Source organism: Rhizobium sp. CCGE531 (assembly GCF_003627795.1).
Lineage (GTDB): Bacteria > Pseudomonadota > Alphaproteobacteria > Rhizobiales > Rhizobiaceae > Rhizobium.
In genome coordinates, this window is record NZ_CP032687.1 from 12,799 (window position 1) to 34,155 (window position 21,357).

General features: G+C 57.2%; 14 protein-coding genes and 1 pseudogene. 4 read left to right on the forward strand and 11 right to left on the reverse strand.

Features of this window, described 5'->3' with window-relative positions; all coding sequences use genetic code 11:
* Positions 1–114 precede the first annotated feature (114 nt).
* The 3 genes from CCGE531_RS29840 to CCGE531_RS29850 are packed head-to-tail and all read left to right on the forward strand — an operon-like array spanning position 115 to position 7,219.
* On the forward strand, positions 115–2,040 hold the full coding sequence (locus tag CCGE531_RS29840) for a toll/interleukin-1 receptor domain-containing protein (protein ID WP_120671000.1): 1,926 nt from the start codon (positions 115–117) through the stop codon (positions 2,038–2,040).
* The gene (locus CCGE531_RS29845) at positions 2,037–3,590 is read left to right on the forward strand and encodes a hypothetical protein (RefSeq protein ID WP_120670664.1); all 1,554 of its coding nucleotides are present in this window, start codon (positions 2,037–2,039) and stop codon (positions 3,588–3,590) included. Before CCGE531_RS29840 ends, CCGE531_RS29845 begins: the two co-directional genes overlap by 4 nt.
* A gap of 35 nt (positions 3,591–3,625) precedes the next feature.
* The gene (locus CCGE531_RS29850) at positions 3,626–7,219 is read left to right on the forward strand and encodes an SIR2 family protein (RefSeq protein WP_120670666.1); all 3,594 of its coding nucleotides are present in this window, start codon (positions 3,626–3,628) and stop codon (positions 7,217–7,219) included.
* Positions 7,220–7,337: 118 nt separating this feature from the next.
* Here the strand turns inward: CCGE531_RS29850 and CCGE531_RS29855 are convergent, their stop codons facing one another.
* The 10 genes and pseudogenes from CCGE531_RS29855 to CCGE531_RS29900 form a co-directional block, all read right to left on the reverse strand.
* The gene (locus CCGE531_RS29855) at positions 7,338–9,149 is read right to left on the reverse strand and encodes a hypothetical protein (protein ID WP_120670668.1); all 1,812 of its coding nucleotides are present in this window, start codon (positions 9,147–9,149) and stop codon (positions 7,338–7,340) included.
* Between the two features lie 199 nt (positions 9,150–9,348).
* On the reverse strand, positions 9,349–11,682 hold the full coding sequence (locus CCGE531_RS29860) for a S8 family peptidase (protein ID WP_120670670.1): 2,334 nt from the start codon (positions 11,680–11,682) through the stop codon (positions 9,349–9,351).
* Between the two features lie 7 nt (positions 11,683–11,689).
* The gene (locus tag CCGE531_RS29865; RefSeq protein ID WP_245459591.1) at positions 11,690–12,664 is read right to left on the reverse strand and encodes an ATP-binding protein; all 975 of its coding nucleotides are present in this window, start codon (positions 12,662–12,664) and stop codon (positions 11,690–11,692) included.
* A 422-nt stretch (positions 12,665–13,086) separates the two neighbouring features.
* Positions 13,087–14,202, reverse strand: a complete 1,116-nt coding sequence (locus CCGE531_RS29870) for a hypothetical protein (RefSeq protein WP_162944122.1) — start codon at positions 14,200–14,202, stop codon at positions 13,087–13,089.
* Between the two features lie 98 nt (positions 14,203–14,300).
* Entirely contained in the window at positions 14,301–15,644 is a 1,344-nt protein-coding gene (locus CCGE531_RS29875; RefSeq protein ID WP_245459592.1) for a phospholipase D family protein, read from the reverse strand.
* A 260-nt stretch (positions 15,645–15,904) separates the two neighbouring features.
* Complete coding sequence (arsK, locus tag CCGE531_RS29880; protein WP_004119907.1) at positions 15,905–17,140, reverse strand: arsenite efflux MFS transporter ArsK; 1,236 nt, start codon at positions 17,138–17,140, stop codon at positions 15,905–15,907.
* A pseudogene (locus CCGE531_RS29885) lies at positions 17,137–17,334 on the reverse strand (arsenical resistance protein ArsH); the annotation flags it as partial. The pseudogene CCGE531_RS29885 and the gene arsK, both read right to left, overlap by 4 nt.
* 458 nt (positions 17,335–17,792) lie before the next feature.
* Complete coding sequence (locus CCGE531_RS29890; RefSeq protein WP_004119909.1) at positions 17,793–18,008, reverse strand: hypothetical protein; 216 nt, start codon at positions 18,006–18,008, stop codon at positions 17,793–17,795.
* Positions 18,009–18,099: 91 nt separating this feature from the next.
* On the reverse strand, positions 18,100–18,450 hold the full coding sequence (locus tag CCGE531_RS29895; protein WP_004119910.1) for a DUF3088 domain-containing protein: 351 nt from the start codon (positions 18,448–18,450) through the stop codon (positions 18,100–18,102).
* Between the two features lie 279 nt (positions 18,451–18,729).
* Positions 18,730–19,008, reverse strand: a complete 279-nt coding sequence (locus CCGE531_RS29900) for a hypothetical protein (protein ID WP_004119911.1) — start codon at positions 19,006–19,008, stop codon at positions 18,730–18,732.
* 519 nt (positions 19,009–19,527) lie between these two features.
* Here CCGE531_RS29900 and CCGE531_RS29910 point away from each other — a divergent pair.
* A complete protein-coding gene (locus CCGE531_RS29910) occupies positions 19,528–20,673 on the forward strand; it encodes an ISAs1 family transposase (protein WP_004112765.1) in 1,146 nt (381 codons plus the stop codon).
* A gap of 3 nt (positions 20,674–20,676) precedes the next feature.
* Here CCGE531_RS29910 and CCGE531_RS29915 read toward each other — a convergent pair whose 3' ends face one another.
* Entirely contained in the window at positions 20,677–21,357 is a 681-nt protein-coding gene (locus tag CCGE531_RS29915; protein ID WP_245459593.1) for an argininosuccinate synthase domain-containing protein, read from the reverse strand.

Sequence of the window (21,357 nt, forward strand, 5' to 3'; positions counted from 1 at the left end):
GGAACTGCAGTCAGCGCTTTCACGCGATCAGAGTTGTTGGTAACCGCTCTACAACTGAGAAGACATCTATTGATGCCTTGACGCCTAGTATTGTCGCGACCCATCATCCGACAAATGAAGTATGATTTCTCAACACTTTCTCCGGATGACTTCGAGAACCTGAGTCGCGATCTTGTGGGCGCCGAAACCGGCGTTCGGTTCGAAGCCTTCACCGTTGGCGCAGATGACGGTATGGATGGACGCCACGCCAAAGCCGATGGTTCGATCATCCTCCAGGCCAAGCACTATCTCCGATCTGGCTTCTCGAAACTCAAGTCAAAGATGCGAGAAGAACGTATTTCAATCGACGAACTGGCCCCGCAACGATACATTCTGACGACGTCCGTACCGCTTACCCCGGCAAACAAGGCCACGCTGTCGGAAATCATCGGACCAAGCCTAGTCGGACCCGGCGACATATTCGGCGCGGACGACCTCAACGGCTTGCTCAGATCCTATCCTGAGATCGTGAAGGCTCACGAAGGGCTCTGGGCACACAGCACCCCAGTGCTCGAAGAGGTCGTCACCAACGCGGTGCGCAAGGCAATGGCGCCGGCGGAGGTTCCCAAAACGCTCGCTCGCCTAATGCCGCCACCCGGGGCAGCGACCGATGCTCAGATCGAGCCCGTAAAGCGCGATACGATCTTCATAATCAAGGCGTCACCCATCGACGACGAGTTCACGCTATGGCTTGCTCCAAAGCTTGAGGCCGAGGGCTACCAGGTCTTTGCCGACGTGCTCACCCTCATGCCTGGCGAACGTTGGCGACGGGAGATAACCAGTGCGCTGCGCCATCGCGCGGTCAAGGTCCTGCTTCTCTGCCGTGATTCCAGTCTTGAGGATAGCAGCATCCAGGACGACCTCGACATTGCTATAGAAACGGGAAAGGAACTCGGTGATCAGCGGTTTGTCATTCCGCTACGCATGGAGACGTTTCGGAAGATCAAAGGTCTCGGTGACACTGTCGCGGTCGATTTCGTTCGAAATTGGGGAGAAGGCCTGCTCAAGCTCATCGATACCCTGCAACGGCAAAAAGTCCAGCGCAGCATCGACACGATGATAAACCCCAACTGGGAGATCTATCGCCGGCGTGGCGCCGTGCCGATCATCGAAATTCCTGAGCGACTGACCTCAAACTGGCTTCGGGTCGCCGAGGTGCCAGATTTCATCCGATACTTCGAATGCTCGGGATCGATCAACAAAGGGCGCCTCCAGGGAGCGATCGACAGCTATGGACATCCTTGCGCATTGGTCGGGGGATCAGGTTTTCTGGCATTCGGTGGCGTGCCGGAAATCGAAATGGCATTCGAAGCCGTCGGCCGCTTCAAGCTGAAACATGAAATTCCGCTCGTGGAATTCACGGAGGGCGGCTTTCAGCGACTGCGAATTGACCGCCAGACGGCCTCCAACCTCATTGTAGCGATGCTCAAGAAGGCCTGGTTCAACTACTGCAAACGCAACGGGTTCATTGAACACGGATATTCGAATGGCATCGGCTTCCACGCGTCACCAGAACAGGCGCCGACGGGCAAGCGAATTCCGTGGGGCAACCAGGCCGAAAAGAAGCGGTCATCGATGCTGCGCAATTCCGCTAAGGGCCATATCTGGCAATTCGGTGTGACTGCCATGCCAGCGTTCTGGCCGTTCTGGCACTTCAAGCTGAAGTCGAGGGTGCTGTTTGCGCAAGATAACGACACCCCAGCCGGCCTTGTTGTCGACGATCCCAAGAAGCTCCACCGCTTGAGGCGATCGGTCTGTAAGGGATGGCGCAACAAGCAGTGGTACGGGCGGCTTCTCGCGTTTTTAGAATTGCTTTCCGGAGAGTCGGCTTTTGTGCGCCTCCCTCTTTCCGAGACGGAAACCTTCGTTCTCGAGGCATCGCCGATGCTGTTTTCATCTCCGGTCAGTACCGTTCTTCCAAACGACCTAGATGACGACGACGAGGAACTGGATGATAGCACTCTCGGCCGACCTGACAACGATGAGGAGGTCGGCGAATGAAATTTCTGGAACGATCGCTTGAGGTCGATCATATCCATGAGCCGGAACTTGAGTTTGCCTTCGGTCAGAAGAGCGCCCATCCAAAAGACGGCCTCCACCTTTACGGACCCCATCTCAAGGGGAAAAAGGCGAAAGAAATCCGCGTCGGTGTCATCGGCACAAGTGAAGGCATCGGTCACTTCCGGACGTGGAGCCGGGACCTCCAATCCATTGTCAAGGTACCCCCGCCCGGGAAGGGCGAAAAGGCGAACCGGCTGCACCTCGCGAACTTCCCGGGATTGGAAGAGACCTTTGGAATTTTCTACGACCCAGACGAGCTCAGCGCACTATCGATCCCGCTCGCGGATATCGATCGCGCGACGCGGGTGACAAACCAGCACGAAGCAGTGGACAAGGTCGCGAAGCTTTATATCGAGCGTGTAAACAAACATCTCCACAACGAGGAGCGCGCGGTAGACATCTGGGTGCTGGTGCTTCCTGAGATCGTCTACGAAAGGTGCCGACCAAATTCCAAGCGCACTGGTCTGCCAACGGAGAAAGGGGATTTCGCCAAGAAGCAGAAGAAGCGCGAAAGCCTGCCGCTCTTGGCAGGTATTATCGATCAAAGTGGTGAGACCATTTTTGACGACGTTCCGGATTTTCATCGGCGCATCAAAGCTGATTTCTTGAACATCGCGCCGACGCAGCTCATTCGAGAAACCACGCTTGCGCCAGGCGCGTTTCTTAATACGGCAGGTTTCCCGACCCGCAAGACGCAGGATCGTGCCACGGTTGCCTGGAATCTCGGCACTGGCCTGTACTATAAAACACAGCCGCGCCCACCCTGGCGGTTATCGACGATCCGGCCCGGCGTTTGCTACCTCGGCATGGTCTACAAGAGCCTGCCCAATGATCCCGATGGCCACGCGTGCTGCGCGGCGCAAATGTTTCTCAACGAGGGCGACGGCGTCGTTTTCCGTGGCGCAAACGGCCCCTGGAAGACCGGGGACTACGACTATCATTTGAAGGCTCCCGCAGCCAAAGATCTCCTGAAGCTCGTTCTTGACAGCTATGTCGGCACCCACGGTGAGGCGCCCAAGGAGCTCTTCATTCATGGCCAGACCTACTTCAACGATGAGGAGTGGAACGCGTTTGCCGATGCGGCGCCGAAGGGGACAAATGTTGTAGGCGTGCGAATCCGCCCAACGGGTGGCGAAACGAAGCTCTTCCGCGATGGAGACTATCCTGTGCTGCGCGGCACAGCCTTGATCCTCGACGCGCAGACCGCCTACATCTGGACGACAGGATACGTTCCGCAGCTTGATACCTACATCGGTCCGGAAACTCCAAATCCGCTACATGTCACCGTAACGCGCAGCAAGGACGCCAAACCCGAGATTCGTGACGTCCTGTCCGACATCATGGGACTGACCAAGATCAACTACAATTCTTGCAACTTCAACGATGGCCTTCCAGTCACGGTGCGGTTCGCTCGTATGGTCGGCGATGTCCTTACGATGGGATCGGCGGTCAAAGGCGAGAAGAAACAGCCCTTTAAATTTTACATATAGTCCCAACTCAACTTGAAAGAGCCTGTCAGAGTGCCATGAGACTTCATCACCTCGGTCCCGATTTCCCAGAAGCGCTCGTCGACGAACTGCTCGAAGGCAATGTCGTATTTCTCTGCGGTGCAGGGGTCAGCGCGCCGCAACTGCCAAATTTTCGTGACCTCGTTCTCAACGTCTATAATCGATTGGGCGAAGAGCGCACGCCTGCCGAAGACCATGCTTTCCAGGCGTCTCGCTATGAAGAAGTTTTGGGTGCCCTGTCACGGCGCCTTGTACGATCAGAGGATGTTATAGACGCTGCGGCCGCAGAACTGCAGGTTCCCGCAAATCCTGATACCACGCATCACGACGTTATCCTTCGGCTATCACGTGATCAGGTTGGAAGGCCGATTATCGTCACCACGAACTTTGACACGCTGTTCGAGCGGTCACTCATGGTTTCGCATTCGGCAGCTTTCGCGACGCAGGAGAGCGCGGCGGGACAGGATATACCCGCTCCGGGAAGCGCGAGGTTCACGGGTGTCGTCCACATCCACGGCCGGCTGACTGACGATGAGCTCGATCTTTCGAAAACAGAACTGGTACTGACCAGCGCTCAGTATGGGGAGGCATATCTGCGAGCCGGCTGGGCCGCTCGCTTCCTTTTCGATCTCATGCGTTGTCGCACCTTGGTTTTGGTGGGCTATACTGCGAACGATGCTCCGGTGCGCTACATTCTGAACGTTCTGGAAGGTGACAGGGAGCGTTTTGCCGATCTCAGGCGCGTATATGCGCTCAGCTCATCAAATGGCGACCCCCAAGCCGCGGGCGCCCCGTGGCAGGCTCTGGCGGTGGAGCCGCTCCTATTCGAACCAGAACGCGGCAATCCATACGGCCCACTATGGTCAAGTCTTGAAGGCCTGGCCAACCTCGTGGAGAATCCCGATGTTCGTCGTCGTGAGATGATCGCCGCCATCGTCTCGGGCCCCGTATCCGAAACTACGGACCACGATATTCGCACCCTCAAATGGGCGCTGGGCGCCAGGGCCGACCTTTTCGAGCACTTCATTACGCGATGCGAAGATGCTGCATGGTTCGACACACTTGCCGTGGAGATCCGAGCTTTCGGCGAACGCGCGCGAGCCTGGATGCTTGCCCGATGGTTCGCAAGAGGATGGGATGACAGGGTCAGATACCTAACCGCCATTAAACATCTGGGGAGGGGATCACAGGAGCTCTCCGATGCCCTATTTCGCGAACTCGATCAAAACCGTCCACAGGATGCGACATGGGAGAAAGCCTGGCGCTTGCTCGCCGAAGCGGCCGCGGCGGCATCACACGACAGTTTGCGCGACTATCAGCTGCGTCACCGGCTGAACCGAGGACCGATCGTGGAGTCTGACCTCGGACACTTGGTCAATGCCATCGGACCGCACCTGACAATCGAGGCGCCGTTTCGCGATGAGGATCCTTCTGAGCACCCAAATCAGCTCTCGGATATTGCTCGTTTTTCGATGGAGAGCGAGCATCAGGAGTTCTTGCGGGATGTTTTGGCGTCCCCCGCCGGCAACGCGGAAAACATCCTGCGGCTGCTCGAGCGGGGTTCGCAGCGACTTTCTTGCCAGCTCCGGACTGCGCGCGATGCTGAACTGATCGGGCAGGGACGCGATGTTACAGATTTTGGTGTACCGTCTGTTGTCAATCATCAGCAAAATCAGCATCGCCGCGGGTTTGTTCCGCTCACCGTGTTGATCACATCCGCGTTGCCCATGGCCGCTCAAGGCAATTTGGAGGGGACGAAAAGGGTGGTCGAGGGATGGCGGGCGGAACCGTTCAACTTGACCACTCGGCTTTGGATGCACGCACTTACTCATCAAGGTCTTTTCACCGCCGACGAGGCGATTGACGCGCTAGCAGCCAGTAGTGAGGTGGGCTTCTGGTCCTTCGCGCTGGAGTTCGTCGCCATTGTTCGCGCTCGCATTGCTCAGGCAAGCGGGGAGGCCGTCGAACGTCTTGTTCGGCGCCTCCTTGTCGAGGGACCACAACGATATGCCGACCGGGAACAGAGTGCTGACGGCATCGACTGGCAGGACCGTGCACGTGACCGCGATGTTTGGGTTCGATTGACCGCTATCAGTGAGCATGTAGTTCTCCCGCAGGAGGCGGAAACCCTGCTGCATGAAATCCGCGAGCGGCGCACATACCTGTCGCGTGAAATCGACGAGCGGGATCTGTTCCGCACTTGGAGCTCGGGAGTTAGGGCTGTTCGCGGGCGCACGGCGCAAATCGTGTCGGCACAGCCAAGCGAACGCCTCACGATCGCCGATCGGCTCGAGGAAAGCAGCGACATTGAAGATCGAGAGGGCTGGGGAGAATATTGTCGAGAGGATCCGGTCGGAGCGTATGCTGCGCTCCGTTCTCGTCCCCTCGAAATTGGCGTCGTTGCACGTTGGGCGACGTGGCTCGAGATCGTTCCCAATCGCGGGAATATGACAAGCTCCGAGTGGCTGCGTGTCATACAGGAAGCGGTCGACCTTCTCGGAGAGGCAGATGATGAGATCGTCAACGCGCTTGTCGGTCCCCTGGCTCGAATGACAGAAAACGCCCGGCACCTTCAACTCGCTCTCCCCGCGAACTGGTGGGATCGCCTGTGGCAAGCTGCTGAGGGCGAGCCCGAGGTTGATTGGGGCGATGATGTCGAAACCTATGACCGCGTCATCAACTCGACTGGTGGATCACTTGCGGAAGCACTGCTTCAAGGAATCAGCTCTCAAAGGGAAAACGGAGGTGACGTGAACGCCGCGGACCTTCAACGTCTGCAGTGCATGATCGTGTCGACGACCTATTCCGGCGAAATGGCACGTGCAGCGTGCGTCCGGTACCTGTCCTTCGTTTTCAGCGTTTCGAACGAAATTACTCTCAACCATCTGAGAGCCTTCATTGCCGCGGACAATGATGAGGGTAGGCGACTGCGCGGGGTCTTGGTCGAATACAATAGCTTTGTTGCGGATGCTGAAATCAGTTTTGCCGATCTCATTCTGCAGGGAGTTCGAGAGAGCCGGCAAAAGGATGTCTCGGCGGCCAATGCCGCCTCGCATCTTGTCCGAGCGGTGGTAGCGTCCTTTGACGAACCAAATGTGGCCAGGGGTATCTCGCCGCAACAGGCGCGGCAGACGCTTCGGGAGGCTGCCGCGGACATACGCGTCGGAGCCGTGAAAATCATGACAAACTGGCTTGAGGAAAATCCCGACGAGGACCGAGCTTCCGCTTGGACTGACTTATATGGCCCAACGTTCCAGGCGATCTGGCCGCGCGATCGCAGCTATCTTTCAAATGGCGTGAGCAAGGAAGTATTCTCATTAGCAACGGCGGCCGGCGCAGCGTTTGACGCTGCGGTTGAGGCCCTTTTACCGTATGTCTCGACGTTCGAGGGTGACTGGCTCAGCCTTCATGATCTCGAACGCAATAACGCCGAGCTCGCCACGCGCTTCCCAGCCGCTGCCCTCAGATTGGTGTGGGCTGCATGCGGGCCGCCCTGCAAGGGCCGCACATCGGATATGACCACCATTCTGGATGCTATCGCCGCGGCCAATCCGGCTCTGGCCGTCGATCGCAGGGTGCATAAGCTTCGGCTTTTGGCCGTCAGTCATTGAGGTATCTTCCGGCTCCCGAGGGGAAGAATTCAAGCATCGCCCCCGGCATTTCTGCCGGGGGCGATGCTGTGATGGGTAGTCTAGTCGGTTGGCGGCGAGCCTCGGCAGATCACGTCGGCTAAGGCCTGCAGACAGTCACCCGGAAAAAGCTACCGGCGGCAAATTCCTCACTTGCCGATCTTAATGCGCTCAAATCGTTTAGCCCATCCCGATCCGTCAAAACGATCACTTCCTCATAAGTCTCAAGCAGCTCAGTAACCGGAGCTTCCAACGCGTTTATGTCGCCTTGGATGCTACGCAGCCGCTCGACCGCCTGCTCGACCGAAATTGCGGTGTGGACACGTCGATCGATGGGAAAGATTTCAGAGGCGTGCGGCGCCACCGCAATCGCGGCCAGCGCGGAGCTGAATCGAGGATCGCTGAGAACTGGAGCCATGGAACGCGAAACATCGACCGCGACAGCACTTTTCGCCCGGGTTGTCCCTCCAATCTCGAGCGCCGCCCGCACTGGCCATCCAATCACCTTTCGAACCAAGCCTCGAAATTCCTCCCTGGCTTTCCGGTTGAGGGCAGTCAGGTGCTCGACGGTAACGCAACGAGCCTTCGCGCTGAGCGGGACGCAGTCTAGAATGTCGCCGATCGGGCCGTAGTTGACCAGAACGATCGGCGCATTCGGGTGAGCGGCCGCATAGTCGGTCATTACTTCCGAAAACGACTTCTTCGCGGTGCGTTTATAGTGCTTCACCTCGACCACCAGAGCGCAGTGCTCGGCGCCCGGATCGCGTGACCAAAGTCCGAAATCCGGCTGGACATTGCCAGTTCGGCCAGCGCCGACTGGATTTGCAATTGGGGAGCGACGCTCCGTTATCATATCGATCGGTGGTCGAGCCGACGTGACAGTGGCAAGTCGAGACTCTCGGAACTCGAAGGCGATCCTACCTTGGTCGTGATATATCTCTAAATCGTGCTCATTCGCAGCCGCAGCCATTTCTGTGAATACCCAGACAGCATAGATCTCGTGGCGCTTCTGCCAGACCGGCAATGACAAAAACCGGTCGAGATCGTTCAAGGAGACGCTTGCATTCAGCTTGCGAGTTGGCAGACCCTCGAACGCATTTTGGAGAACGCGGGCGATCCTGCTTCTGCTTTCAGGCGCGATCGCCTTTGCCAGCGCCAGGCCTGCGACAGCTGTCCCCAGCCAGTTGTCCGTATCGAGGAAGGCAAGTTGGTTGACTGAAAAAGCATCACTGCCCTTCAACGTTCGCCAATCGAATTGCGACCGCAACACAGCTCGGTTCTGACTAAACGCCACCAATCCCTCATGAACTGTGGCGACCAGTGCGGCCAATTCTCGGAATCCTGGGTCCTGTTGTTCTAATAGCACCGATATTGGAAGGGGATTGATTTGGCCCGATCGGTAGTCGACGAGCCACCGATCGACGTCGGCAATTCCGAGCTCAGCAGATTCTCGCGCCGCCTTGTTGGCGAGGTTTCCTAGTTGCGGATATGCTTCCCAGGCAAGCCAAACAACGCCAAAGTCTTCATGTCCCAATGCCGGAACATTGATCTCACCGGGAACGCCGTCCCACATCCGCACGAAATCTTCAAAGTCAGACAGCTCGAAGTGCTTTTCGCTAATCCCAATCCGCCATTGGTCCCGCCCGTATTTTGCGCCGGCTGTTGTGAAAAACCGTAGGATTTCACGGTACATTTCTGAGAAAGGCTGGAGGGCACGAAAGAACACCTGGATCAGCTGATCTGTCGTCACTTTCGCGAGCGCGTCCCCGAGATCAGTTCCTATCGGGTCCAGCATCTTGCAGACCGCCCCGGCGAACTCTTTGTCGCGGCCGTCAATGTCGAGGGCTCCGCATTTGACCAGCTGCGACCATGCGTCAGCGGCAGAGCGGTTAATTTGTATAGATTGAGACATTTGACGTTCCATATACCGTTTGGGCATGACTGGTGAGAGGACCGCATAACGCCACAACGTGCGGTTACCTCACGACGCCATAGTGCGACACGAATGCTCAACTATTTTCAAAACGCTGGCTATGCGTCCGTCAAAAGCTGAAACGCTCTATTCGGCCATTCAGTCCGTTTCGCAGGAGTCTACTATTTCAGATGTTCTGTTATGCTCGAATGCGCTGACGCAGGCGCTCGTATAGCCGGACTTCAGCCTTCTGAAGCAGCTCTACGACAACGGCAAACGGCTGGCGATCCACATGGGTCGCCCAACCACTCTCGCAGCGCACGACGAGGTAGTAGCTGTCGCCGTATTGCTCGATTCCGCGCTTGAACGTGATGCTGGCGCGTTGGACTGAGCACTTCTCTCTTACCTTCGGTCCAGGCTCGAGCTTGCAGTTGAAGCGGTTCTCCATTTCGGGAAAGGGGCCTTCAACCTCCGCTCTCTTGCGATAGTGCTCGAAGATGAAATTCGGCTCGCACCCGCGCACCAGCCGAAAGCTCATCCCGACGCCAGCATAATCGTTCCGGGTATGGCGGACGGGAGGGTCATAGGCGAGCGTTACGCGAATTGTGCGCTCGGTGTTTCCTTCCTGAAAGACCTCAGGGATTGGGATGCGATAGACAGCGAAATGATCGAGCGGAAGCTCATCTTCCGTATACAATGTCACACGGGCATCATCAGAAAAACCGGCGCGCTCAAGGTCGATGAGACCGTGGCCGCAAACCGAACGCACCGCCTCGCTTCCCAGCACTTGAAGGCGCTCGCTTGCTTCCTGCGGGACCTCTGCAGAATTTATCAGCAGTGCACGGACCAGGTTCGCAGAAGCGTCGGGAAAGCGAGCAAGAATTTGGCCGGCACTGAACCCGACGCGGGGCGCCGAGTAGGATGTGCCGGATCCGGCCGTGAAAAGACGGTTGAGATAGTTGTGGTTCAGGGTGAGTACGCCAGCACTTGGCCGATCCTCGCCGCCTCGAAGGCGGGCGACGACGGCGTCAAAGATTAATGTCCCACCAACGTCGACAAGGTCCGGTTTGGTGCCACCACCAAGACCTGGCCCCACCCGCGAAAACGGAGAAGGTTCGTTCGCGCGGGTGATCGGGCGCACTCGCACATCGTCCACCATATTGGCGTCTAGGCCCTCGCCCTGCGCAATCGAACCGACCGTGATTACATTCATGGCGCCGGCGGGCTCAAGAAGGCGATTGTTTGCCTCGAGCAAGTAGCTCGGATACTCGGTGACGCCTTGCTCTACGCGGTTACCGGCGCGGGGCCCACGGTTTCCAGCCGAAACGATAATAACGACATTGCGCTCTCGCGCGAGTTCGTCGAGTGTCGCGGCCCAAGTCCCGACCTTGCCACCGTCGAAAACCCGCTTCTTGTCGCCGAGCGAGATGACAAAAATCCGGCAACCAAATTCTTCGTTGAGCCGTGTAATTGCCTCGCGCATCTGGGAAGGGACGAGGCGCCGGTCGTCAAAGCTGCCTGCATCGTTCGTGACTTTCGCTGCACAAATCCTGGAACCACGACGAAGTTCACCCGTCGCCAATTGCGCCCGCAGATCTCCGAAGGCGGCGATACCGGCAACCCGTGTTCCATGCCCCCACACATCGGCCGTGCCGAGATTTTCGGGGACCGCGATGCTGCCGGCTACGATCCCATCAAGGAAGGGATGAGCATTGAGGCCGCTATCGATGATGCCTATAACAGGGGCCGCCTGATCGACCGCATTGAGGGGAGGGGTCTCCGCAAGGACCATGTCCATCGCCTCGGCGGTGACAAGGTCGGGGCTTGGCGGAAGGTCCACCGAAGCCACTTCCTCAATGGTCAGCAACGTCCGGACGAGCTCTCCGCTCAAGCGGGCGCGGAGCATCGAGATAGAGGGACCGATATACTGGTCGAAAACCTCGCCCCCACGAGCCTCGATGTAGCGAACGATGTCGTCGAGCTTGCGTTCGCGAAGACGTCGCTCACCGAGATCCCATACCTCGATATCGACGAGATAGGCTTGCACATCCTGGAAATCGGCCGTTTCGACAAAGCCGTCCTCGCGGAAACGAATTCCTATGCGGTCACGCGGCTCGACCGACCCGATCGTTTCGATACCGCCGATGAAATTGTTATAGGGGGCGTTCTTTTGGCCCGCAGGCGCGCCACGCTGGTAGGCATCCAGTCGGGTTCTGAACTCAGTCATCTCGTCATTGGATGCGAACAACACGAGCGTTCGATCGGCGTCGCTGGACAGCACGGTAAGACCGAGCTGCTCCCAGTCTGCCTCCTGCAGTGCTCCTGTCATCTGGACGCGAAGGATCAGCGCTGGATCGACGAATTCCGGCTTGCGTCGCCGGCGTTGCTCATCTCGGGCTGCGTTTAGCTCATCTCTTAGCTTTGCGCTGTGTCGGGGACCATCCCTATCGGGCGGCGGGCCACCCCCGCCGTGCTTGCGACGTTCAAATCGTTCGGGAAGTCGGACGAGTTCGAGATGGTCGTACTGGGCCACGGCGGCCTCAGATCATCGGTGCAAGACGGGCTTGTCCGGCACGCCGCCGCGCCTCGTCCTGAAGTGCGCGGTTGAAGTCCCGCTCCTGGACTTGCTTGCGACGCTCTATGATCATCGCCTTGATCGCCTGAGTGCAGACGCGCTCAATTTCGGCGAAGGAGTATCCCGCAAGCGCAGCCGAATGCCTGGCAGGCTCGAACGCGAGGGGAACATTCTTGAACTTTAACTTCAGGAATCTTCCGATCATCGCAGCGTCGGGTTTGTCAAACCAGAGGACCTCATCGAAACGCCGCCAGATAGCTGCGTCGAGAGATCGGTCGAGGTTTGTCGCTGCAATCAGGAAGCCCTTAGGCTGCATGTTGTCGATGAAGAGCAGCAGGCTGTTGACGACGCGGCGAAGCTCGTTGTGTTCGCCACTGTCGTCGCGGGTTCTCGCAAGGGCGTCAAATTCATCGAAAAACAGGACGCAAGGCTGCTTGCGAGCGAACTCGAACGTCTTTCGGATATTGGTCGCCGTCTCACCGAGGTAGGAAGAGATAAGGCGATCAAGCTTCACCCGGAACAGCGGGAGTCCCAGCTCGGCGGCAAAAATTTCCGCGCAAAGCGTTTTTCCACAACCTGGCGGTCCGCAGAAAAGCATTTTCGAGCGAACCTTGAGACCGTGCTGGCGAATCTCGTTTGCGCGACGGAATTCTTTGACCAAGCCTAGAAGGACCCTGACGTTCGCGGCGCTCAGAACGATGTCGTTGCGATTGTGCTCGGGTTCAATGCGTTCGACGAAATCTGCGGCGGCTTCGGGGAATGGGATGAGGGGGGCAAGAGCTTTCGGAGCAGATGGGGTCCGCTGAGGACCGGCCTCGAGCGTTTTCCGCAATGTCCGTGCCAAGGCGCGGTTGTTCTTTTTCTCTTCCTCGTCGATGATCTGCTCGGCAACGGCGCGAAAATCCTCATCGCGCCCGTAGCTAGCCAGCAATTTTTTCATCAACTCGCCCCGTGCCATCTGTTGTCCGTCTATTCCCTTGTGCTCGAATCACAGCTCGATATCATCTTTTCAGGATGATGTTACCACCTGATTTAGACAATAACCTTGGTACGGATTTAGTTTTGTCGCCAGCGAATTCAGCTTGTCCGAAGGGATTGTCCACGTCGTTCAACAAGGTCGAGGGCAGCCTTTCCGTTTTTCGTAACCGGCTCGATTTGATGAGCGAAACGCCCGGAGGGGGCGCAGCCAATCCCGCGGCCCCTTCGGACCACTATGTTGCCGTTCCTGCGGCTGCTTTTTCCCAGCCTTAGCGTGACGCGAATTCCCGCTTTCCCGCGCGTGCGCGTCGCTATGCTGAACGCTCCGATACGCTCCACTTTGGTTCGCGGCGCAGCGCGATAGTGGCAATGTCAGCGTGCGAGCTATCTCCTGTGCAGGATCCTTCCCTCCGCCTCTGTGGTCCAATCACGGATCGGATCCGAACTCTCGCCTTTGAAGCTTGGCGGGGGACGTCGTCCGGCGAGAGCTAACTGCTTAAACGTCAATTCTGCCAAAGCCTCGGCATCCCTCCTGGGCCACCATTCGCGCAGGACGTTCTCAATGTCGTTCTTCAAGCTCTCTTCTTCACGAACTAGCGAGAAAAGGACCCGAGCTATGTTGGCGAGACGTTCATCGCCCGTCGCAAATAGGAAACGACGCGAACTGTCCCCGGTTAGGGCATCCTGCACCCGCTTCAAAAAATCACTAAGATGCGTCATGTCCCAAGCAGCATTTTTGATGCCGGCAATAGCCCGGTCGCGGGCAGGGGAACGAAGTTGCTTGAAGAGGTCCGCTTTTCGGGCGATCGGGCCAAGAAACATCATCCCATAGAGAAGGCCAGGCCCCGCCACGAAATAATCCTTCTCCATCCATTCGAGCAACGATACGGCCCGCTCTGTCGGTGTCAGGTCAGCAAGCTCCAGATCGCCCACTTTCAGAGCAACCAGGTAATTACGTCGCCATCGGCTCAGCGGCGCGGCAAGGTCAAGTTCCAGTAGCTCACCCGGATTGAACGAACGAAGCTTTGATGTTCGCCCCATCGCGAGCTCAATCCACGCGTCGGCTTGACCTTGATCGGCGCCTCTGAAGTGCGAAAGTTCGAGATTTGCAATTTCATTGCCGCTCATGTGGGCAAGTTCGTGAAAGGAAACGGAAGGCTCAATTTCTATGTCCATGGCCTGGGCGTATGCCATCAGGTCGACCGCTAACTGCGCCGTCTTCTCGAAGGGATGGAGCTCGCGCCCGCTCGCAACCCGTGCCATACGCGAGACGATGTTCCGATCAGGAAGAAGCACAAATGAGCAACCGGACAGTTTTTCGAATTTCATTGCACCCACGTTGAGCATGCCCACGGAAGGGGGGATGTAGCCGGCAACGAGCGCCTTGGAAGCGTCCAATCGAGCGGCGATAATATTGACTTCCTCAAGAGGAAATCGAGCATCCACATAGATTTCTACATGATCAGCTGACGCGTCCACTGCCTGATCGTTCCTCACCAATGGCCGAAAGTCCGGTTACAGTCCCAACGGAGATAGCTTGATCAAACAACACGGTTCACGGAAATAAGTTATTGAATTACATTATAGAGCAGATGAACCTAGCCCACGTGAACTGTGACGTCGTAGCCGAGCGATCGAAGCGCCTTGCTTGTTCTCCCATTGCGCGGAGGATACCTGTCCGGCAGAGCCCAGCCAACGATTTCGCCGAGAGCGCTCACGCCAATCAGCTCGATTTTCCTTTTTGGGTCAACAATCGCGTTCCATAGCCGGAGCGGTACGTCCTCAATTCGTCCATCATAGAGAACGTAGTTCAAAGTCTCCAATGCGGAGACGCCCCCGCGATTTGGTGCCTTGTAGATATGCCTCGCCAAAGCATCAACTTTCTCCGGTATGTCATATGGGCGTCCGCTTTTTAGCCCGATGAGGCGGTTCGGTGCTCTACGAGCAAACTCCCGTGTTGCATGGATTTTACCAAGCACCTGAATGAACTCGTCCTCCGTCAAACGTTGAAGACGGTCTTCCGCAAATGCCCGCCGCAGGGCTGGGGCCGTCTTGTTCAGCATTCGGTTTTCGTCCGAACTGTCAGGCCGCTTCTGCCACCACTGTATTGCTGTCTCAACCGCAGTATCTGGGTCAGATCTGTTTCTTTCAAAATGCGTCTCGAAATCTGCCCTCCTGCCGTCGAACGTATTTTGGTAATAATGAGCGTGGAGAAACTGATCGGCATGGGCTCCCAATGGCGCGGTTGCGCTCACCCAAGAGGGCCTCTTGCCATCGACAGAAATTTTGACCGAGATGTCTCGTATGATTTGGAGAGTGCTGTTCCACTCGTCCAAAAACGCTTGTCTTCTCTTCTCACCCGCTGATTTCGTGCTTGATCGCGCTAACCCAGGAAAATGGGGAACAAGCGTGGTCGCGACGAATGCCTCGTCCGCCTCCTTCTGAGTGATCTTGCGCCGGGTCAGTTCCTTGTTCCTGGCTAACAACAGATCAAACAGTTCCTGAGTTAGTGGCGCGGCGTGCGTTTCGATCTCTGTGAAAAATTGCTCGAGTTGGAGATCGTGTCCGCCATCGACGAGCTCGTCCTCGGTGAGAAAAACCCCTGCCTCAACGTTATTCCACCATGCACTTTGGGTTAGGTTCGCAGACCCTATGTATGCGCCGGCGCCGCGCCACCAGATCACCTTTGGATGGAAGTGGCGCACGAGTTTGCAGACGTATCGCCCTGACCGTCGGGCAAGAAAACGTTCGAGGACGGGAATGCTTACAGGTACTTGTTCGTCAAAGCGTCCCCAGAAGCGTAGAGGTAATTTGTTATTCCAACACCAATCAAAGAGAAGGTCGCTTTCGGTCGCGTAAGCGACTGCGGCATCAACTCGTTCAGTATCTTTGGCGGCATTTAACAGGATGTTTCGTAGATAGTTGCCATTGATACCGTTCAAGAGCAATTCCAAAGTCATTTCTCCCCGATGTCACGCACTGAGGTCTACACTCTTAGAAGTTGTCCAGTCAAACGACTATCCATTGTCGAGGCTTTCCACTGAGATCAATATCTTAGTTATTCGCGCGATAAGAACGACAGTTCGATTCCCATCAAGGCGTGCGAGGTTGGCGATATGGCGATCCTTGCGGCACCGTCGAGGACATCTCGAGATCTGTTGAGCGGACTGTCTTCGATCCTTCGCAAAGGCTGTTGAAAAGATCAGGTCTCGGCACGGTTAAGAGCGAGATGCGAAGGGTCAGGCAGGTGCGCCAGCCGGCTGATTGCGACGAACGCAAATACGGCAATCGCGCCGACAGTGGCGGCAACCGTTAGTGACCAGAACACCCCGACGTTCGTCATCAGGAATGCCAGGATAAAGGGCGCCGTCGACGAGACCACCAGACGGATGGCCAATACCTGTCCCTGTCGTTGGCCGTAACCCTCACTGCCGAAGAGCGCCAACGGCAAGGTTCCCTGCACGATGCTGCTCAAGCCCGAGCCGAGGCCAAAGACCACGGCGAACACCAGTGCGCCTGGCACGGAGGGGGCGGTGACAATCAGGATGACCAGCGCGGCCGGCAACAGCACGGCGGAGATCAGCGCCAGCACCAGCTGCGGTAGGCCGCCTCCGAAGACCATGTTGATGAACCGGCTCAGCACCTGCGACGGGCCGAACAGCGTGCCTACCATGAGCGCCATCGCTCCGAGCCCAAGTCCCGACAGAACCGGGACCATGTGGACGAGGAGCGCGGCATTGACAAAGCTCTCCAGCGCAAAGCCTGTTACCATTAGCATGAAGGCTGGCGAGCGGATCGACGGAGAGAGACTTGGCTCGACATGCTTTGCAGGCTCGGCCGATGCACGCTTGCGGCTTCTGGTGACGCTGGACGACAGCCACGCATGGATCGGCAGGCAGACAGCGACATTGAGCGCAGCGAAGACCAGATAGACATTCTGCCACGACATATGCGCGTTGAGCGCCGTCGTGATCGGCCAGAAGATCGTCGAGGCGAAGCCGGCGATCAGCGTCAGGTAGGTAATGCTGCGCTGGGCGACCTTTGGTCTGATCTGAACGAGAAGCGCGAAGGCCGCACCGTACTGCACGAGATTGGAAGCCGTCTCAAGCGCGATCAGGGCGGCGACGAAGGCAATCTTGCCAGAGGCAAACGCACAAGCCACAAGGGCGGCGGCGGCAATCGCCGAGCCGGCTGTCATGACGCGACCGGCACCAAAGCGGTCGATCCACTTGCCCATGGCTGGGGCCGCCAAGCCGCCGATCAGGAGACCGGCCGACAACGCGCCAAAAATCCATTTCGACGACCATTTCAGATCCCGCGCTATGCCCGGTGCGAGGATGCTGAAGCTGTAATAGAGCGATCCGTACCCGATGATCTGCGTGAGACCGAGGGCAAGGATAGCCGCGACGGGCGGTCGTTCGGTGCTGATCATCGTCATATGGATTTGAGGCTCACGCGCTGTTCGAGTTTTTCGGCCTCCTCTTTCCGCTCGCTGTAGCGGTCTGTCAGGTAGCCGGACGCATCACGCGTCAGCCAGGTGAACTTTGCCAGCTCCTCGCAGACATCGACGACACGGTCATAATAGGAGGATGGCTTCATCCGGCCCTTGGCATCGAATTCCTGGAAAGCCTTTCGAGTGCTGCGGCAACCTCCCGCTCGCCCCAACCGGCGTCGACCGCCTTGCTGACAAGGCGAAGGACAGATGCAGCGCGTACTGGCACCAAAGGTGCCGGTCCGGATCTGAACTCTCACAGCGAGGAGGTTGAATATAGTCATCTCTGAAATGTCGCGATTATCTTTCTCCGCGTCAAGTGATGGCCGCCTTGCCACCAGGATATGCGCACAGTTGAACTTGGATATCCGCCACACCGGTAGTGCTTTCCTACAACCCCTGATCAACCTAATTATGCGCGATTTGCAAGTCATTTACTGTCGCTGCAAGACCATTGGTATGGATGGAGGGGGCTGCGTATGCCAGCCTCGGGCTCAGGTCTAAGTGATTTGCCAGCAGGTTCCTCTTTAACCGATTGGCTATCTTCCGAGACCTCATCGCGAGCAGGGGCCATGGCCCCACCCACGCCTCAGAGCATCTATTTCCGCAACAATGCTTGGTTGGCTTTGTCCAGGCAGACGGCGGCGAATGCCAACAGGATCGTGCAAATCGATGAATAGATGGTGCTACGGAACACGTCGGCCATGCCCACATCGATCCTCAGAAATTCAAGTGTGGCGCCGATCATAAAGAAGATTGCGCCAAGGCCGAGCACCAAGACTGCGGCATTCAAGGTCAGGCGTACCAGTCTCATCCGTTCATGTCCTCTCCCTTTAGGCGTCACGACACCGAAGTGGTGATTCTGTCCGGCTTTTGAGAACGAGTGAAGAACCGCTTTTCACTGGTTATGGATGTGGGAGCGGAAAGCAGTGCCGATCCGATAGCGCGGCAAGGATCTTGTCTTTCTCTGCGATGAAGATGCGCCCCTCATAAACCCCTGTTTGATGAGGCGAGCTGTCTCCCTCCGCTAGTACCAGCAAGGGCAAGGACTGGTTTTGCTCTCCAACAAGGGCGATGACGCTTTGTCTGGGTCTCGGCCATTCTATGCGCTCGACATTAAGCTTCATCGCCAAATCCGGGAACGAGGCCAGCACCCCCTCCAGAAGGGCGCAGTGCCAGCAATAAAACTGCTGACCTGGATAGGCAGAATCGTCAAAGCCCGGGCGCAGCAAGAACAGTCGGTCGCGGTTCGCCATTTCATTTCCTTTCCGATTTCAGTGCATTGTAGAGCGCGGGCTTGCCAATCTTCAAGTGCGCGGCAGCCTCTTGCACGGCCCGCAAAACGTCCGTTTGTCGGACAGGCTTTTTCCAGTTCGCCACACCTCCGCAACGAAATTGAAAGATTAGGCAAAGGTGCGGTATGGGTCAATTTAGGCCGAATAGGCTGTCCGAAATATCTCCTCTGTTCGAAAGCCTGCCAAGATAATTTATGACCAGGTCATTTTGCCCCGTACGGACAGTTATTGGACTGCGTGTCAGTTTCTGCAGTCGCTGCCAGTGATCAAGTCCCTGATCGGAAACATATCTTCGCCGTAGTGGTGAAGCCGGGTGTGATGCCGTCGGCATAACCACCGCACCCTTAAAGGCTCATCGTATTGATCATGATGGGCATCGACCGCTTCGATCCCGCAAACCTCGCATATTTGCTTTTCTAGCTCGCCTGCCTTCACCGCTCGCTGCACAGCAAGGTGAGCATCGTATTTGCCTGGATTGGCACGGCGCCAATTCGCTTGGCGGGTATCGGTTTTCAGCATCACAGCATCCTGCTTGTCTATCCCTGCATCACCTATGAAACGAGGTGCCGTGAATAGGCATAGCACGGCGTAAATCGTTCTTCATTTGTTTTCCCATCGGTGCCACGTGATTTCACAGGCACGTCCTTCGGACCAGGCTCTATTCCGCCGCAGCCTTGCTGCAGCTCCACGGAACCCCTGACGGGTTGGTGTTCCCACAGGTGGCGGTCCGTAATGTATTTAGGCGTGCTGGCTATGATGGACCGAGGTAGAAAGCGCGTGTTGTCGACTATGTAGCTGACGCTTCCGCTGACGCCCTCGAGTGCGGATGCTATGGCCCGATCGCACATCCTGTGAATAGTACTGCCCCATGCACCTGAAACCGCCTCCTGGGACCAGGCTTGCTCCAGCCCTTGCTTCAACACGATTGATCCGACGTCAAGGGAAGCGGTTTCGATGCACGGCTCTGAACTCGGGTTAACGTTTCTTCCCTGAACGGTTTGGGTGTGATTCGAGAGTGTCGGTGATTTGGAGGCCGACATGTTTGAAGACGATCGCCCGCGGCTGCGGGTTTTGCTGGACCATTTTAGTCTCGTTGAGGATGAGCGGGAGCAATGGCGGGTCGCCCATCCGTTACCCGAGGTGCTTCTTCTGGTCGTTTGCGGGACGATCGGCGCATGCGACGATTTTGACGAGATCGTCGAATGGGGAGAGGATAACCTGGCGTTTTTACGTCGGTTTCTTCCCTATCACCATGGCATACCGGGTTCGCGCTGGCTGCGCATTCTGCTCAACCGGATCGATCCGGACCTGTTTTCGAACTGCTTCATATCCTGGGCGGCGACGCTTCGACCCGATGCTCCGGCGCTGGTGGCGATTGACGGAAAGACCTCGCGCGGCAGTCATGACCGGGCCAACGGCCGGGCGGCGCTGCATCTCGTCTCGGCTTTCGCCACCCGTGAACGGCTGGTTCTCGGACAAGAGGCAGTGGCAACGACAAGCTGTGAGCAGGACACCATCCCCTTGCTGCTGGAACGGCTGGCCGAAAAGGATCGCCTGAAAGGCGCGCTCGTGACCATCGACGCCATTGCCTGCAATGCCAAAACCGCCCAGGCGGTGCTCGATGCAGGCGCTGATTACCTCCTGGCGGCCAAGGCCAATCAGCCCGGCCTGATGGGTGAGATCGAGCGCTTCTTTGCCGACGCTCCGGCAAACCTCACCTCAACCGTGACCGAAGTCGACAAGGGCCATGGCCGGGTCGAAGAGCGGCGGGTCACCGTCTCCACTCAAATCGACTGGCTCTCCGGCGACAGGCGCTTTCCCGGCGAATACCGCTTCCCGTCCATCGCCACCATCGTCAAGGTGCAAGCACAAGTCTATGAAAAGTCCAGGCAAAGCAGCCAGGTCCGCTTCTATATCTCCTCGCGGTCGATGACCGCGCTCCAGTTCGCCGAGGCCATACGTGGCCATTGGGCCATCGAGAACTCCCTCCATTGGGTACTCGACGTCACCTTCAACGAGGATGCCGCCCGATCTCGAACCGGGCATGGACCAGCCAACATGGCCGTCGTCCGACACTTCGCCATCAACATGGTTCGAAGCCATAACGACAAGCGCAGTATCAAACTCAGACGAAACAAAGCAGGCAGAAACCCACAATACATGGCCGAAATCATCCGAGCATAACTGTTAACCCGGATTCAGAGCCGTGGTTTCGAGGTGCCGCAGCGCGTCCATGATGATGGCCGCCGCGGGCGCCTCGCGGACCTCGAGAACCTTTTCACCGGTTGAAATGTGTTCGAGCCCGACAAAGCGGCCGTGTCCGAATTTACCAACTGTTTTATTTAGGAGCGGGATTGTGTCGATCAGTGCAACGTCATGGTCATCAATTGACACGAGATTTCCGTCGATAAACCCCAGTTTGATCTCTGCCGGCTGCTGCGCGGCAATGTTACGGGTCCAATCAAACGCCTCTTCCGGGATAGAAAAGTTCTCGGGATCGTCCAAAGGTCCAGACTCAAATTCCCGGCACCAGAGGTTTTCGTCCCCGCTCCACGTGCGATCCGTCACAAAAGTCAGTCCGAACTTGGAGAGGGCGGCGGCCTTCTGCTGCCGGCAAATCACCGAGCATTCATACGGACTGCCGAAGTTATCGGAGTCCACGCGATAGATTTCCGACGCGGTGAGCGACACAGCACCGTAACCTTTGGTCCTGATGGTCTGGGGTGCCTGAACAACCGCAATTTGCTTAGCACCCGAGGAAAAGAACTGACCTATCTGGGATTGGGTCCAATATTGCGCTCCTTGCCCTTTTGATGCGCCGCGAACAAAAGCGAGAATCCCATCCTCGGTGGATACGAGATTCCACAT

Bases quoted from the DNA above. Each gene is read 5' to 3' on its own strand.
- CCGE531_RS29915 (WP_245459593.1), bottom strand. From the start codon at position 21,357: ATGTGGAATCTCGTATCCACCGAGGATGGGATTCTCGCTTTTGTTCGC.
- CCGE531_RS29890 (WP_004119909.1), bottom strand. From the start codon at position 18,008: ATGAGACTGGTACGCCTGACCTTGAATGCCGCAGTCTTGGTGCTCGGC.
- CCGE531_RS29895 (WP_004119910.1), bottom strand. From the start codon at position 18,450: ATGGCGAACCGCGACCGACTGTTCTTGCTGCGCCCGGGCTTTGACGAT.
- CCGE531_RS29845 (WP_120670664.1), top strand. From the start codon at position 2,037: ATGAAATTTCTGGAACGATCGCTTGAGGTCGATCATATCCATGAGCCG.
- CCGE531_RS29850 (WP_120670666.1), top strand. From the start codon at position 3,626: ATGAGACTTCATCACCTCGGTCCCGATTTCCCAGAAGCGCTCGTCGAC.
- CCGE531_RS29855 (WP_120670668.1), bottom strand. From the start codon at position 9,149: ATGTCTCAATCTATACAAATTAACCGCTCTGCCGCTGACGCATGGTCG.
- CCGE531_RS29840 (WP_120671000.1), top strand. From the start codon at position 115: ATGAAGTATGATTTCTCAACACTTTCTCCGGATGACTTCGAGAACCTG.
- CCGE531_RS29910 (WP_004112765.1), top strand. From the start codon at position 19,528: ATGTTTGAAGACGATCGCCCGCGGCTGCGGGTTTTGCTGGACCATTTT.
- arsK (WP_004119907.1), bottom strand. From the start codon at position 17,140: ATGACGATGATCAGCACCGAACGACCGCCCGTCGCGGCTATCCTTGCC.
- CCGE531_RS29900 (WP_004119911.1), bottom strand. From the start codon at position 19,008: ATGCTGAAAACCGATACCCGCCAAGCGAATTGGCGCCGTGCCAATCCA.
- CCGE531_RS29865 (WP_245459591.1), bottom strand. From the start codon at position 12,664: ATGAAAAAATTGCTGGCTAGCTACGGGCGCGATGAGGATTTTCGCGCC.